The sequence below is a fragment of the Aminiphilus circumscriptus DSM 16581 genome, from assembly GCF_000526375.1.
GTDB lineage: Bacteria > Synergistota > Synergistia > Synergistales > Aminiphilaceae > Aminiphilus > Aminiphilus circumscriptus.
In genome coordinates this window covers 1-14,194 of record NZ_JAFY01000005.1, presented here as the reverse complement: position 1 = coordinate 14,194, position 14,194 = coordinate 1, and the positions used below count along the sequence as shown (strand labels likewise).

The following is a 14,194-nucleotide window of genomic DNA, read 5'->3' as shown; positions in this document are numbered from 1 at the left end:
AAACGATTACTTGAAATAGAGTGAAGCGGATGCAGATGCAGAAAATATGTTTCGAGGAGGTTGCGGTGTGCTGGAACGGATGGCCCGAGTGCGCCAAATTCTCAAGGAACGGCCTGTCATTCCGGCAATACGGACCGGACGGGACATCACGAGGCTTTTCAAAGGTGCGCCGCGGTGCGTTTTCGTTTTGGAAAGTTCGATCCTTGACCTCCAGAAAAACGTTGCTCAGTTGTCCGAAGCGGGGCATGTTGTTTTTGTCCACGTGGATTTGGTGGAAGGACTGAAGACGGATCCTGCGGGGATTCATTATCTGGTGGATATGATTGCTCCGCATGGGGTCATCAGCACGCATCGAACTGTTCTTGAATGGGCGAAGAAAGCGGGTTTATTGCGGGTACTCCGCGTCTTTCTCCTTGATTCGGAGGCTTTGCGCAAAGGACGTGACCTGGCTGCACAGAGCACTCCTGATTTTGTCGAAGTCCTTCCGGCTTTGAGTGTTCCGCTTTTGCCGGAGCGTATGCTCAAGGAGATGGCATTTCCTCTTATTGCCGGGGGGCTCGTCACGGAAATCGGTGAGGTGCACAGCATTCTCAAACGCGGTGCTGTAGGAGTTTCGACAAGCCAAAGCGTGTTGTGGTGAGATTTTTCTGGGGTTCTGAAGAAGCGCGATTCTTTCACTTGGCCGGAGGGTGCTGTTATGTCCGGCGAGAGTGTGTCGACCGGAGATCATAGATCATAGTAGAAAAAGTTTTGATGATTTTGTTTGCGACGGCCCTCTAGAGAGAAAAGAGAGCAGGCGCCGGTCAGATGACCGTGTTGCATGCTCTCTTTTTTATTCTTGTTTAATAATTAAATTTTTATGAAGGGGCGAAGGGGGGTGTATGCGAGGAAGATTGCGCCGTCACCGGAGTGTTGCAACTGATCGATTTCCGATCAAGTAAAGGAGGGGTACTCGTATGTGGAAGCGCATTATCGTTGGTGCGTTCGGTGGTGCCTTTGCAGGCGTGGGCGTCTTTGTCATCTGGCCTTCCGTGCTCTATCATCTCAATTGGTGGGGCGGCTTTTTCGCCGCCGGTACGATTATTCCAATCGCTTGGTTCATCAATCATTTCTGCGGTGCGATTCCCAACGATCCCGAGGGATCCTGGGTGGACATGGCCTTCCCCATCGGTCTGTCCGCCGTTTTCGGTGGCATCGTCCAGGTCACCAAGGATGGTCCTGTCCGGGCTGCTCATGGTATCTTCACCGGCGGCAATCCCCTTCCCTCCATGCAGACGCTTGCCGTTCAGTTTGTCGGCGCCTGCATCGGCGGGCTCCTGGCCTACTGGCTCCTGAGCGCCGGCAAGAAGGAGGCGTAGAACGATGACTGGCTGGACCACTGCAAACATCCTCTCGACGCTCTTTGGTGCGGCGCTCTTCCCCTTCATGATCGCCGTGGCCTGGGGAAAGATGGTCGAAGTGTTCGGCGCCGCGGGCGGCTGGGTCGCCGGATTCTGGATCGTTGGCGTTTCCTGGCTCCTCAATCACGGGCTCGGCCTGCACCATCAGGCCGGTGAAGTGTGGATCGACATGGCTTTCGCCGCCTTTGTCGGTCTGTTCGTGCAAAGCACGTTGGCGGGCGGAAAGCCCGGCAAGGCGGTGCCCGCGCTCATTTCGGGCGTTCTCGGCGGTCTTCTCGGCGGGCTGATTCTCTCGATCATGGCATAGTCTGCTTCATGGCGGAAACGTAGTTTCCGCCATGAAGTCTTTTTGGGGCAGATGCAATCCGGAAAAATCAACCGAATGAAATGAAAGGTGGGCGCACCACATGAAGAAACTCATTAACAAGGTGGATGACATTGTTGTCGAATCCTTGGCGGGACTCGAGGCTGCCCATTGTGATCTCGTGAAGCTCCATCCTTCCGTCAAAGCGGTTCTTCGGGCCGACGCTCCCAACTGCAAGGTTGCGGTGATCTCCGGAGGCGGCAGCGGGCACGAGCCGCTTCATGGCGGTTTTGTTGGATTCGGCATGCTCGATGCGGCGTGCCCGGGAGAAATTTTTACCTCTCCCACTCCGGATCAGATGTACGAGGCGGCGAAGGCGGTTCAGGGAGGCAAGGGCGTTCTCTTTATCGTCAAGAATTATACCGGCGACGTCATGAATTTTCAGATGGCTGCGGACATGCTCGCGGCGGAGGGTATTCCCGTTGCTCAGGTCATCATCGACGATGACGTGGCTGTTCAGGATTCTCTTTATACCGCCGGACGTCGTGGCGTGGGCGGGACCGTGCTCGCCGAGAAAATCGTCGGAGCCATGGCGGAACTCGGTGCACCCCTCGACGAAGTAAAAGCCGTTTGCGAGAAGGTAAATGCCAATGTGCGCACCATGGGCATGGCGTTGACCTCCTGTGCTGTCCCGGCTGCAGGCAAGCCGACTTTCGATCTTCCCGAGGACGAGATGGAGATCGGTATCGGTATTCATGGAGAGCCAGGCCGGAAGCGGATGAAGATGATGCCCGCCAAAGAGATCGTGGAGATGATGGCTGGTGCGATCGTGAACGACCTTCCCTTCTCCGAGGGCGATGAGGTGGTGGCGTTCGTCAACGGAATGGGCGGAACACCTCTCATTGAACTCTATCTTCTGTACAACGATCTCGTGAAGTTCCTCGATGCAAAGAAAATCCGCATTGCCCGGAAACTTGTGGGGAATTACATCACGAGCCTGGAAATGCAAGGATTCTCCATCACCTTGCTCAAGCTCGACAGCCAGCTCAAGGCACTTTGGGATTATCCCGTTCACACGCCGGCCCTTCGTTGGGGAAAGTAGGTCCTCTGGATGCCCATGAACGTCGAGCAGGCGCGTAGGGTTTTCGAGCACGTAACGGAAGCCATCGTCTCGCACAAGGAATATTTGACGGAGCTTGACTCGGCCATTGGTGATGCCGACCACGGCATCAACATGAGCCGTGGATTTATGAAAGCCCAAGAAAAAATCAAGGCGGGGGCCTACACGGAGGTCGGCGGTGTTTTCAAGGATGTGGCCATGACGCTCATGGGCTCTGTCGGCGGCGCCTCGGGACCACTCTATGGGACTCTGTTCATGCGCATGTCCATGAAATTCGGAACAAAGCAGGAAGTGAACAGCACCGATTTCGTGGAGGCTTTCGAGGAGGGGTTGAAAGGGATCCTTGCTCTCGGCAAGGCGCAACTCGAGGACAAGACCATGGTGGATGCGTTGATGCCAGCGTTGGAAGCCATGAAAGCCGCCGCGTCGAATGGCGAGGATCTCCCGGCGGTTCTCGAAAAAGGGATTGCTTCCGCCGAAGATGGCATGAAGCGCACTATTCCCCTTGTGGCGAGAAAAGGGCGCGCCAGCTATTTGGGAGAACGTTCCGCAGGCCATCAGGATCCCGGAGCCACCTCCACGTTTCTCATCCTTTCGGCAATGCTCGAAGGTTTGAGGGGGTAAACGCGTGATCGGCATTCTCGTTGTCTCTCACAGTGCCAAGGCGGCGGAGGGTATCGCGGAGATCGCTTCGCAGATGAGCGGTGGTATAGTCCCCGTTCGTGCCGTGGGCGGAACCGAAGAAGGGGAATTGGGAACCTCTGTGTCGAGTATCGTCGAGGCCCTCGGAGGACTTCTGGAAGAAGCGGAGGGAGTCGTTCTCGTTCCTGATTTGGGGAGCGCCGTTCTTTCCGCCCGGTCTGCCTTGGAATTTCTCGGTGATGATGCCAAAAAAGTGCTTATCGTCGATGCACCGATCCTGGAAGGTGCGATGATGGCGAGTGTCGAAGCCAGTATCGGTTCTCCCTTGGAGCGCGTCGCTCAGGTTGCCGGGGAGGCGCGCCTGCTCAGCAAGCTTTCCCGGTAAAATGCGGTGTTTGTGTCTGTGGGAATTTGGGTTGGGAAATTCGTGGACAGAAGAAGAGGAGGAGATGTGCGGTGACGGAGAAGAAATATGTCGTGGCCATTGACCAGGGAACGACGAGCACTCGCTGCATGGTGTTCGATTCCAAGGGACTGCCCGTTTGCTCCGACCAGATGGAACATGCGCAGATTTACCCGAAGCCCGGTTGGGTTGAGCATGATGCCATGGAAATCTGGTCCCGCACGCAGGATGTCATTCGCGGCGCGTTGAAAAAAGGCAAGATCAACCCCGAGGAGATCGCGTCCATCGGTGTCACGAATCAGCGCGAAACCACCGTTGTTTGGGAAAAGGCCACGGGGAAGCCCATTTACAATGCCATCGTCTGGCAGTGTATGCGGACCCAGGAATTCTGCGAGGAATGGAAGAACATTCCCGGATGGGGTCAGGACATTACCGGTTGCGGGAAGGTGAAGGATCACACGGGCTTGCTTATCAGCCCCTATTTTTCGGGAACCAAGATCAAATGGATCCTCGATCACGTACCGGGTTCCCGAGAAAAAGCCGCGAAGGGTGAACTGCTCTTTGGCAACATCGACACATGGGTTATCTGGAACATCACCGGCGGCCCCAACGGCGGCGTGCATGTCACCGACGTTTCCAACGCGTCCAGAACCCTTCTCATGAACATTGAGACCCTCAAGTGGGACGAGGAGATGGCCAAGTTCCTCGACGTTCCTCTTGCCATGCTGCCCCAGATCAAGCCGTCGAGTTTCGTTTACGGCAGCACGAAGAAGGATGGTCCCTTCGGCGCCGAGATTCCCGTGGCGGGAGACCTGGGCGACCAGCAGGCCGCTCTCTTCGGTCAGGCCTGCTTCGGCAAGGGTGATGCGAAGAACACCTACGGAACGGGTTGCTTCATGCTCATGAACATCGGAGAAACTCCCACGCCGTCGAAAAACGGGCTGCTTACGACGGCCGGTTACAGCCTCGCCGAGGGCAAGTGCACCTATGCTCTCGAAGGGTCCATCGCCATCACCGGTGCGGCCGTGCAGTGGCTCCGGGACAATCTGCGGCTCTTCGACGACGCACCGGACAGCGAGTATTTTGCCCGCAAGGTCGATGACTGCGGCGGCATCTATTTCGTGCCCGCGTTCTCCGGACTCTATGCTCCCTATTGGGATATGAGCGCTCGTGGAGCAATTGTCGGCCTGACGCGCTACATCCGGAAAGAGCACATTATCCGTGCGACGCTGGAGAGCATCTGCTACCAGACCAGAGATGTTCTCGAGGCCATGAACAAGGATTCCGGCGTCGAGCTTTCCGTGCTGAAGGTTGACGGTGGCGCGGTGAAGAATAATCTGCTCATGCAGATGCAGGCGGATATTCTGGGCGTCACGGTGGATCGTCCCGTGGTCAACGAAACCACTGCTCTCGGTGCTGCCTATGCGGCAGGTCTTGCGGTCGGTTTCTGGAAGAGCACGGATGAATTGAAGCACCACTGGGCGAGCGATCGCCAGTTCGATGCTCTCATGGAGGCAGGAAAGCGGGAGTGCCAGTACAAAGGCTGGAAAAAGGCCGTCGAAAAGGCCAAGGGGTGGACGGAATAGCCCTTGACCTGTATGTAAGGCCTGTATAAAAAGACCTTCCTATCGAATACGTGCGATCAGAGAGCGAGAGGGTGCACGCAACGTCTGCGTGCACCCTCTCGCTCGTACTTTTTTCCGAGAATGCGGAATCAAAAATGGGGGCGGTGGAAGTGATTCAAAGGCTCTTCGATGTGATCATCATCGGAGCCGGCATCGTAGGGGCGGCGCTGGCCAGGGAGCTTTCGGCGTATGCGATGCGCGTTGCGGTGTTGGACAAGGCTGCGGAAATTCCTTCCGGGGCGAGTCGGGCGAACAGTGCCATGATTCATGCCGGTTATGACGATAAACCGGGCACACAGAAGGCCCGATTCTGTCCTTCCGGGAACAGGCGTTTTCACGAACTGCAGGGACCGCTCGACTTCACCCTTCGGGAATGTGGTTCCTACGTCTGCGCCTTCGAAGAGGACGAGATCCGTCATCTGGATGCGCTGCTGGATCAGGGGAAAAGGAACGGCGTTCCAGGAATGGAGATCATCTCCGGCGATACGCTGCGCGACAGAGAGCCTCATGCGAGCCGTGAGATCCGGGCGGCGCTCTGGGCCCCGAGCGGAGCAATCGTGAACAACTTCGAAGCCGTCTTGGCGTTCATGGACAACGCGCAGCAGAACGGCGTGGAACTTTTCCTCGAGACACAAGTGACGGGGCTTCTCTGCTCAGAGGAAAAACAGGAGGTTTTCGGTGTCGAGACGACCAAGGGACGCTTTCTCGCACCGGTGGTGATCAATGCGGCGGGAGTCCATGCGGGGGAGATCTCTCGGATGGCCGGAGAAGAGAGTGTGCGCATCCGGCCCACCAGAGGGGAGTATTTTATCACGGACAAAACGGTGGGACACCTCGTGAAGGGATTTTTCTTCGCCTGCCCGAGCGCGAAGGGAAAAGGAATCACTGTTGCAAGCACTGCCGAGCATAATCTGCTCATCGGTCCGACCTCCACACCGCAGACCGATTTGGAAGATACCTCCACAACGATGAAGGGACTCGAAGAGGTGCTCGATGGGGCAAGGAAGCTTGTTCCGGACATTCCTTCGGGAGCGGTTATCACCTCTTTTGCCGGCGTGAGAGCCAACACGCTTTCCGGCGATTTCAACATCGCCGTTCTCCGAAAACCCCGCGGCTTCGTCAACGTTGCGGGAATCAAATCTCCGGGTTTTACCAGCGCCCCTGCCATCGCGCTCCACGTGGTGGAGATGCTCCGGGAGGAGCTTGCCGACAGGGTGATCATGACACCCAATCCACATTTCGTTCCCGAGAGAACACACATTCCCCGATTCGCGGAGCTCTCCATGGAGGAGCGAGAGGCACTCGTGCGGCGGGATCCCCGCTTTGCTCAGATCGTCTGTCGCTGCGAGACCGTCACGGAGGCGCAGGTTGTAGAGGCCATTCGGCGAGGCGCCCGTACGGTCGCGGCGGTCAAGATCTGGACAAGAGCCGGTGCTGGGCGTTGTCAGGGCGGATTCTGCGGACCTCGCGTGGCGGACATTCTTGCTCGGGAACTCGGAATTCCCCTTGAGGAAGTGACTCGGCACGGCGGGCACTCGAGGCTTCTCGTGGGGCGTACCAAGGAGTATTGGTTCAGGGGGAACGAATGATGACAGACATCAGAATCGATGTGGCGGTCATCGGGGCGGGGCCTGCTGGTGTCGCCGCCGGAATCGGCGCACGGGAGGCCGGTGCGGAACATGTGGTCGTCTTCGAAAGGGACTGGGATCTGGGGGGGATCCTGCAGCAGTGCATCCACCCAGGATTCGGCCTGCACACGTTCAAGGAAGAGTTGACAGGGCCGGAGTACATGCACCGGTGGATTGAACGGGCACACGGTGCAGGGGTTACGTTTCGGACGAACACAATGGTGTTCAGAATGGAGGAAGATGGATCTTTCTGGACGATGAACCCCAACGAAGGAATTCGGCATGTCCACGCAGGAGCAATTGTGTTGGGCATGGGGTGCCGGGAGCGCCCTCTCGGCGCCATTCGTGTTCCCGGCAGCAGGCCTGCCGGCATTTACACGGCGGGGACGGCCCAGCGCTTTGTCAACATGGAGGGCTACATGCCGGGAAACCGCGTGGTAGTCCTCGGTTCGGGGGACATCGGTCTCATCATGGCCCGGAGAATGATGTGGGAAGGTGCCTCCGTAGAGGGCGTTTTCGAGATCATGTCCTGGCCGGGAGGTCTGCGGAGAAACATTGCGCAATGCCTCGACGACTACGGCATCCCCTTCTACCTGGATCACACGGTCACCCGGGTCCACGGAAAGGACCGCCTTGAAGGTGTGACCGTGGCGAAGGTTGACGCGAACAAAAAGCCCATCCTCGGAACGGAGCGATTCGTCGCTTGCGACACACTGCTTCTCGCGGTGGGATTGATACCGGAGAACGAGCTTTCCCGTATGGCAGGGGTTCAGATCCATCCCGTGACGGGAGGTCCGGTGGTTAATCAGTGTCTGCAGACAACGCGGGAGAATGTGTTTGCGGCGGGAAACGTGGTGATCGTCTATGACCTTGTGGATTGGGTCAGCGCGGAAGGATACAAGGCTGGAAAAAACGCGGCGTTGTTCGCTCTCGACGGATTACCCAAGGCAACGCGCCGTTTCGATGTTCGAGGTGGGGAAAATGTTCGCCTTTTCTCTCCCCAATGGCTTTCCGATCAGGAGGATGCGACGATTTTCCTTCGCGTGACGAAACCTGTCGAACAACGGTGCCGCGTTACCGCCGATCATGGTTTGTTCTCCAAAACGTTGCGTTATGCGCGTCCGGGAGAGATGAACGAAGTGCACATCAAGGCGGAGCAGTTGCGGATGTTGCCTCCGGATGTCAGAGAAATCACCGTTGACGTCGAGGAGGAGTGAGAGTCATGACACAGCGTGAAACGAGAAAGTTCATTTGTGTTTCCTGCCCGGTGGGATGCATGCTCACCGTACACATGGAAGAGGGGCGGATCGTAAAAGTCGAGGGCAACGCCTGCATGCGTGGTGAGACCTACGCAGAGGCGGAGGTGCGAAACCCCACGCGTGTCTTTGCCAGCACCGTCAAGGTTTCCGGGGGCTTGCTTCCGGTCGTGCCTGTGCGGAGCAAGAGTGCCGTTCCCAAGGAAAAGCTGTTCGACATCGCCCGAGAAGTGGCCCGAGTCGTCGTCGAGGCCCCTGTCACAATTGGCCAGGTCATCCTTGATGATGTCTGCGGGACGGGTGTGGATATCGTCGCGAGCCGTTCCCTCGAAGCGGAGGAGAAGCAAGCCGGCTGAAGAGTGGATGACTTGTCGTGGGGAAATTGTCTTGTAAGAGCGTGGAGAAAACGTGCAGGAGGAGAGTGGAATAGGGTGAGTCAACGGATCGTGGAGGTCAAAAACCCTCATGGATTGCACGCCAGACCTGCGGCGCTTTTTGTGCAAAAGGCCGCATCCTTCTCTGGAAAGATCGTGGTCGCGAAGGGGGACAAGGAGGCGGACGCCAAGAGCATCCTGGGAATCATGAGCATGGGCATCGAATGTGGCGATACGATCACTCTCAAGGGCGAGGGCGACCAAATCGAGTCGGTGTTCGACGCTCTCGAAGCAATCGCACGGGACACGTCTATCTGAGCGTTTCTGGAAGGCGTGCCCGTTTTTCCAAAAGAGCGCTTTCTTCGTTGTCCCCTTGTTCTCGAGAGGGGGAACGAGGAAGGCACTCTTTCTTTTTTTACGTGGCACTTTTCACTTTTGATGTAGTATCGGCGTTCCCGTTCGTTCCTTTTCTCGGGCTGTGTATCTCGGTCTGTGAAAATCCTCATGATCAAAAATATTTCAAAAAATCCCCTTGCTTCTTCATTTCCAAGAGTCCCAAAAAGATCAATAAAAGTCAGGAATAAAAAAGGAGAAAGAGGGGGTTGACGTGAGTAGTCGAGGCTGGTAGTATCTCCCCTGCGCGCTCCGGAAGGGCCGTGAAGTAACAGCACCTTGACAAGTTCGAAGGCAGCAGAGAGAAAGACGGGAAGGGCGCCCTCGGAGTCGTGGAGCCGTAGGGGAGCAATCTTTTTATGGTGAAGCGTGAAGGGGAAGCCCTATCGGCGGAAGCCGAAGAGCGAGCAGCAGGAAAACTCTGGAGAGTTTGATCCTGGCTCAGGACGAACGCTGGCGGCGTGCCTAACACATGCAAGTCGGACGGGCATTTGGTGGAAGCTTGCTGAAGCCGGATGTTAGTGGCGGACGGGTGAGTGACGCGTGAGGACCTATCTGGAAGAGGGGGACAACAGTTGGAAACGACTGCTAAGACCCCATAAGCCGAGAGGTGAAAGGGAGCGATCCGCTTCCGGAGGGACTCGCGGGCTATCAGCTGGTTGGTGGGGTAACGGCCTACCAAGGCGAAGACGGCAAGCCGGCCTGAGAGGGCGACCGGCCACACTGGAACTGAGATACGGTCCAGACTCCTACGGGAGGCAGCAGTGGGGAATATTGGGCAATGGGGGCAACCCTGACCCAGCGACGCCGCGTGGAGGAAGAAGTCCCTCGGGATGTAAACTCCTGTTGTGTGGGAAGAAGCGAGTGACGGTACCACACGAGGAAGCCCCGGCAAACTACGTGCCAGCAGCCGCGGTAATACGTAGGGGGCGAGCGTTGTCCGGAATCACTGGGCGTAAAGGGCACGCAGGCGGACCGACAGGTCGTTTGTGAAAGGCGAGGGCTCAACCCTTGTTTGCGGACGAAACCGTCGGACTGGAGTACCGGAGAGGGAAGTGGAATTCCCGGTGTAGCGGTGAAATGCGTAGATATCGGGAGGAACACCAGTGGCGAAGGCGGCTTCCTGGCCGGATACTGACGCTCAAGTGCGAAAGCTGGGGGAGCGAACGGGATTAGATACCCCGGTAGTCCCAGCCGTAAACGATGAATGCTAGGTGTGGGTGCCGTCGGGCATCCGTGCCGGAGTTAACGCGATAAGCATTCCGCCTGGGGAGTACGGTCGCAAGACTGAAACTCAAAGGAATTGACGGGGGCCCGCACAAGCGGTGGAGCACGTGGTTTAATTCGATGCAAACCGAAGAACCTTACCTGGGTTTGACATGCACGTAGTACGGAACTGAAAGGTGAAGGACCCTCATTTCGGTGAGGGAGCGTGCACAGGTGCTGCATGGCTGTCGTCAGCTCGTGTCGTGAGATGTTGGGTTAAGTCCCGCAACGAGCGCAACCCCTGCGCCGAGTTGCCAACGCTACGGGCGGGAACTCTCGGCGGACTGCCGGCGACAAGCCGGAGGAAGGTGGGGATGACGTCAAGTCATCATGGCCCTTATGTCCAGGGCGACACACGTGCTACAATGGGCGGCACAACGGGAAGCGAAGGGGCGACCCTGAGCGGATCCTAAGAAAGCCGTTCCCAGTTCGGATTGGAGTCTGCAACCCGACTCCATGAAGCTGGAATCGCTAGTAATCGCGGATCAGCCAAGCCGCGGTGAATACGTTCCCGGGCCTTGTACACACCGCCCGTCACACCACCCGAGTCGGGTGCACCCGAAGCCGGTGGCCTAACCTTTTTTAAGGGAGGAGCCGTCGAAGGTGTGTCTGGTGAGGGGGGTGAAGTCGTAACAAGGTAGCCGTACCGGAAGGTGCGGCTGGATCACCTCCTTTCTAAGGAGCCCCGTATGCACTCTCTGCGCCTTCGGACTTGTAGGGTATAGAGAACCCGAAGCATCTTGACAACCGTAGCAGCAGCAAGAGGGAGAGGTATCAAGGGCACGCGGGGGATGCCTTGGCGCTTATGGCCGAAGAAGGGCGTGGCAAGCTGCGAAAAGCCGCGGGGAGGAGCAAGCATCCCGAGAACCGCGGATACCCGAATGGGGCAACCCGCCTCGTAGAAGACGAGGCGCCTCGCAAGAGGCGGCAACCCGGTGAAGTGAAACATCTCAGTAACCGGAGGAGAAGAAATCGAAGAGATGCCCCGAGTAGTGGTGAGCGAAACGGGCAGAGCCTAAACCGAGTACGTGCCAAGCCTGCGGGCGTTGCGTAGTCGGGGTCGAGGGACCGAATGCGAAGATGCCGCAGCGTCTTCCCGAAGTGAGCAAGTTCGTTTCTAGCCGAAAGGTGTTGGGAAAGCCTGCCGCAGAGAGTGAAAGCCTCGTAGGCGAAAGGAACGGACCTTCGGAAGTCGGATCCCGAGTAGGGCGGAGCACGTGAAATTCCGTCTGAATCAGGGGGGCCCATCCTCCAAGGCTAAATACCATAAGCGACCGATAGTGGAGCAGTACCGAGAGGGAAAGGTGAAAAGCACCCCTGGCGGGGAGTGAAAGAGACCTGAAACCGCGTGCCTACAAGCAATCGGAGCGGCGCAAGCCGTGACGGTGTGCCTCTTGGAAAATGAGCCGGCGAGTTTTTTTTCGTGGCGAGGTTAAGGACTAGGAGGTCCGGAGCCGCAGGGAAACCGAGTCCGAAGAGGGCGTAGAGTCGCGAGGAAAAGACCCGAAGCCCGACGATCTATCCATGGCCAGGTTGAAGATCGGGTAAAACCGATTGGAGGACCGAACCGGTGCCTGTTGAAAAAGTCTCGGATGAGCTGTGGATAGGAGTGAAAAGCTAATCGAGTCGGGTGATAGCTGGTTCTCCCCGAAATGCATTGAGGTGCAGCCTCATGGGCAGAAGGTCACGGGGGTAGAGCACCGGATGGGTGCGGGGGTCGCAGGACCTACCAAATCCAACTGAACTCCGAATACCGTAGACCGGATCCATGGGAGTGAGACTGCGGGTGAGAAGGTCCGTAGTCGAGAGGGAAACAACCCAGACCGACAGCTAAGGCCCCGAATGGCAAGCTAAGTGTGACAAGGATGTGGTGACGCCCAGACAGCCAGGAGGTTGGCTTAGAAGCAGCCATCCTTGAAAGAGTGCGTAATAGCTCACTGGTCGAGCGTTGCCGCGCCGAAAATGTGGGGGGCTAAGCTTGCAGCCGAAGCTTCGGATCGAGATCGGAAGATCTTGGTAGTAGGGGAGCGTTCCGTATGGGGAGAAGTCGAGTCGTGAGGCTTGGTGGACCGTACGGAAGCGAGAATGCCGGCATGAGTAGCGCGAAACATGTGAGAATCATGTTCACCGGAAGCCCAAGGATTCCTGGGGAAGGTTGATCCGCCCAGGGTTAGGCGGGACCTAAGCCGAGGCCGAAAGGCGTAGGCGATGGCCAGCAGGTAGACATTCCTGCCCCGTTTGGTGGCCGTTATTACCGAAGCGGTGACGCAGCAGGCTAGGTGTGCCGGGTGATGGACGTCCCGGTGCAAAGGCGTAGGGAGGATTCGTAGGCAAATCCGCGAGTCCATAATCCTGAGACCTGACGCGGAGCTTCCACGGAAGCGAAGACATTGACGCCCCACTGCCGAGAAAAGCCGCTAGGGAGGACATCGAGCGCCCGTACTGTAAACCGACGCAGGTGGGCTGGCTGAGCAGGCTAAGGTGAACGGGAAAACCCTCGTTAAGGAACTCTGCAAGTTAACCCCGTAACTTCGGGAGAAGGGGTGCCACCCTGGTGAAGAAAAGACTTTTGGAGCTGAGGGTGGCCGCAGAACCCAGGCCCAGGCGACTGTTTACTAAAAACACAGGTCTCTGCATAAGCCGTAAGGCGACGTATAGGGACTGACGCCTGCCCGGTGCTGGAAGGTTAAGGGGAGAGGTCAGCGCAAGCGAAGCTTTGAACCGAAGCCCCAGTAAACGGCGGCCGTAACTATAACGGTCCTAAGGTAGCGAAATTCCTTGTCGGGTAAGTTCCGACCTGCACGAAAGGCGTAACGATCTGGGCGCTGTCTCGACGAGGGACCCGGCGAAATTGTGGTACTGGTAAAGACGCCAGTTACCCGTGGTGGGACGGAAAGACCCCGTGGAGCTTTACTGTAGCCTGATATTGGATTTCGGTAGATCATGCACAGGATAGGTGGGAGGCATTGAAGCGAGGACTTCGGTTTTCGTGGAGCCGACGTTGGGATACCACCCTTGATGTGCTGGGATTCTAAACGGCGTCGCGTGAATCCGCGCGCCGGACAGTGTCAGGTGGGCAGTTTGACTGGGGCGGTCGCCTCCCAAAGAGTAACGGAGGCGCGCGAAGGTTACCTCAGGGCGAATGGAAATCGCCCGTTGAGCGCAAGGGTATAAGGTAGCCTGACTGTGAGAGAGACATCTCGAGCAGGAGCGAAAGCTGGTCCTAGTGATCCGGCGGTGGCTGTGTGGAAAGGCCGTCGCTCATCGGATAAAAGCTACCCGGGGATAACAGGCTGATCTCCCCCGAGAGTTCCCATCGACGGGAGGTTTGGCACCTCGATGTCGGCTCGTCGCATCCTGGGGCTGAAGCAGGTCCCAAGGGTTGGTCTGTTCGCCATTAAAGCGGTACGTGAGCTGGGTTAGAACGTCGTGAGACAGTTCGGTCCCTATCCACCATGGGCGTAGGGAATTTGAGGGGAGCTGCTCCTAGTACGAGAGGACCGGAGTGGACGCACCGCTAGTGTACCGGTTGTGGCGCCAGCTGCATAAGCCGGGTAGCCATGTGGCGGAAGGGATAACGCTGAAGGCATCTAAGCGGGAAGCCCACCCCAAGATGAGATTCCCCACTGGAGAGCCAGGTAAGGCGGCCTGAAGACGACAGGGTAGATAGGGCCGGAGATGTAAGCGGTGAGAGCCGTTGAGTCGACCGGTACTAATCCGGCCGAGGGGCCTCTTCCTCTTGAAATGCTGAGCAGGTTGTTGAGATGTTTCGGTGCAAGAATT

The 14,194-nt window shown here is 57.4% G+C and carries 11 protein-coding genes and 2 rRNA genes; all 13 read left to right on the top strand.

Annotated features, from left to right (window positions below; translation table 11 throughout):
* The first annotated feature begins 46 nt into the window (after positions 1–46).
* The 13 genes from K349_RS0107150 to K349_RS0107090 all read left to right on the top strand — a co-directional run bounded on the left by K349_RS0107150 (position 47) and on the right by K349_RS0107090 (position 14,150).
* Positions 47–640, top strand: coding sequence for a glycerol-3-phosphate responsive antiterminator (locus tag K349_RS0107150; RefSeq protein ID WP_051464284.1), 594 nt, complete (start codon positions 47–49; stop codon positions 638–640).
* Between the two features lie 316 nt (positions 641–956).
* Complete coding sequence (locus tag K349_RS0107145; protein ID WP_029165178.1) at positions 957–1,358, top strand: Lin0368 family putative glycerol transporter subunit; 402 nt, start codon at positions 957–959, stop codon at positions 1,356–1,358.
* Between the two features lie 4 nt (positions 1,359–1,362).
* A complete protein-coding gene (locus K349_RS0107140) occupies positions 1,363–1,707 on the top strand; it encodes a Lin0368 family putative glycerol transporter subunit (RefSeq protein ID WP_029165177.1) in 345 nt (114 codons plus the stop codon).
* Between the two features lie 100 nt (positions 1,708–1,807).
* The gene (dhaK, locus tag K349_RS0107135) at positions 1,808–2,806 is read left to right on the top strand and encodes a dihydroxyacetone kinase subunit DhaK (protein ID WP_029165176.1); all 999 of its coding nucleotides are present in this window, start codon (positions 1,808–1,810) and stop codon (positions 2,804–2,806) included.
* Positions 2,807–2,815: 9 nt separating this feature from the next.
* Positions 2,816–3,448 carry a dihydroxyacetone kinase subunit DhaL gene (gene dhaL, locus K349_RS0107130; protein WP_029165175.1) on the top strand — a complete coding sequence of 211 codons (633 nt, stop codon included), beginning with the start codon at positions 2,816–2,818 and terminating at the stop codon, positions 3,446–3,448.
* A gap of 4 nt (positions 3,449–3,452) precedes the next feature.
* On the top strand, positions 3,453–3,851 hold the full coding sequence (dhaM, locus tag K349_RS0107125; protein WP_029165174.1) for a dihydroxyacetone kinase phosphoryl donor subunit DhaM: 399 nt from the start codon (positions 3,453–3,455) through the stop codon (positions 3,849–3,851).
* A 71-nt stretch (positions 3,852–3,922) separates the two neighbouring features.
* Complete coding sequence (glpK, locus tag K349_RS0107120; protein ID WP_029165173.1) at positions 3,923–5,455, top strand: glycerol kinase GlpK; 1,533 nt, start codon at positions 3,923–3,925, stop codon at positions 5,453–5,455.
* A 149-nt stretch (positions 5,456–5,604) separates the two neighbouring features.
* Positions 5,605–7,083: an NAD(P)/FAD-dependent oxidoreductase gene (locus K349_RS0107115; protein WP_029165172.1), complete on the top strand. Its 1,479-nt coding sequence runs from the start codon at positions 5,605–5,607 to the stop codon at positions 7,081–7,083.
* A complete protein-coding gene (locus K349_RS0107110; protein WP_029165171.1) occupies positions 7,083–8,339 on the top strand; it encodes an NAD(P)/FAD-dependent oxidoreductase in 1,257 nt (418 codons plus the stop codon). Before K349_RS0107115 ends, K349_RS0107110 begins: the two co-directional genes overlap by 1 nt.
* A gap of 5 nt (positions 8,340–8,344) precedes the next feature.
* A complete protein-coding gene (locus K349_RS0107105) occupies positions 8,345–8,734 on the top strand; it encodes a DUF1667 domain-containing protein (RefSeq protein ID WP_029165170.1) in 390 nt (129 codons plus the stop codon).
* A gap of 75 nt (positions 8,735–8,809) precedes the next feature.
* Entirely contained in the window at positions 8,810–9,070 is a 261-nt protein-coding gene (locus tag K349_RS0107100) for an HPr family phosphocarrier protein (RefSeq protein ID WP_029165169.1), read from the top strand.
* A 493-nt stretch (positions 9,071–9,563) separates the two neighbouring features.
* Positions 9,564–11,086, top strand: a 16S ribosomal RNA gene (locus K349_RS0107095).
* Positions 11,087–11,175: 89 nt separating this feature from the next.
* Positions 11,176–14,150, top strand: a 23S ribosomal RNA gene (locus K349_RS0107090).
* The 16S and 23S rRNA genes sit together here, the layout of an rRNA operon.
* Positions 14,151–14,194: the final 44 nt, after the last annotated feature.

Coding starts and splice junctions, on each gene's coding strand:
- dhaK (WP_029165176.1), top strand. CDS start 1,808: ATGAAGAAACTCATTAACAAGGTGGATGACATTGTTGTCGAATCCTTG.
- K349_RS0107140 (WP_029165177.1), top strand. CDS start 1,363: ATGACTGGCTGGACCACTGCAAACATCCTCTCGACGCTCTTTGGTGCG.
- K349_RS0107110 (WP_029165171.1), top strand. CDS start 7,083: ATGACAGACATCAGAATCGATGTGGCGGTCATCGGGGCGGGGCCTGCT.
- K349_RS0107150 (WP_051464284.1), top strand. CDS start 47: ATGTTTCGAGGAGGTTGCGGTGTGCTGGAACGGATGGCCCGAGTGCGC.
- dhaL (WP_029165175.1), top strand. CDS start 2,816: ATGCCCATGAACGTCGAGCAGGCGCGTAGGGTTTTCGAGCACGTAACG.
- K349_RS0107105 (WP_029165170.1), top strand. CDS start 8,345: ATGACACAGCGTGAAACGAGAAAGTTCATTTGTGTTTCCTGCCCGGTG.
- K349_RS0107145 (WP_029165178.1), top strand. CDS start 957: ATGTGGAAGCGCATTATCGTTGGTGCGTTCGGTGGTGCCTTTGCAGGC.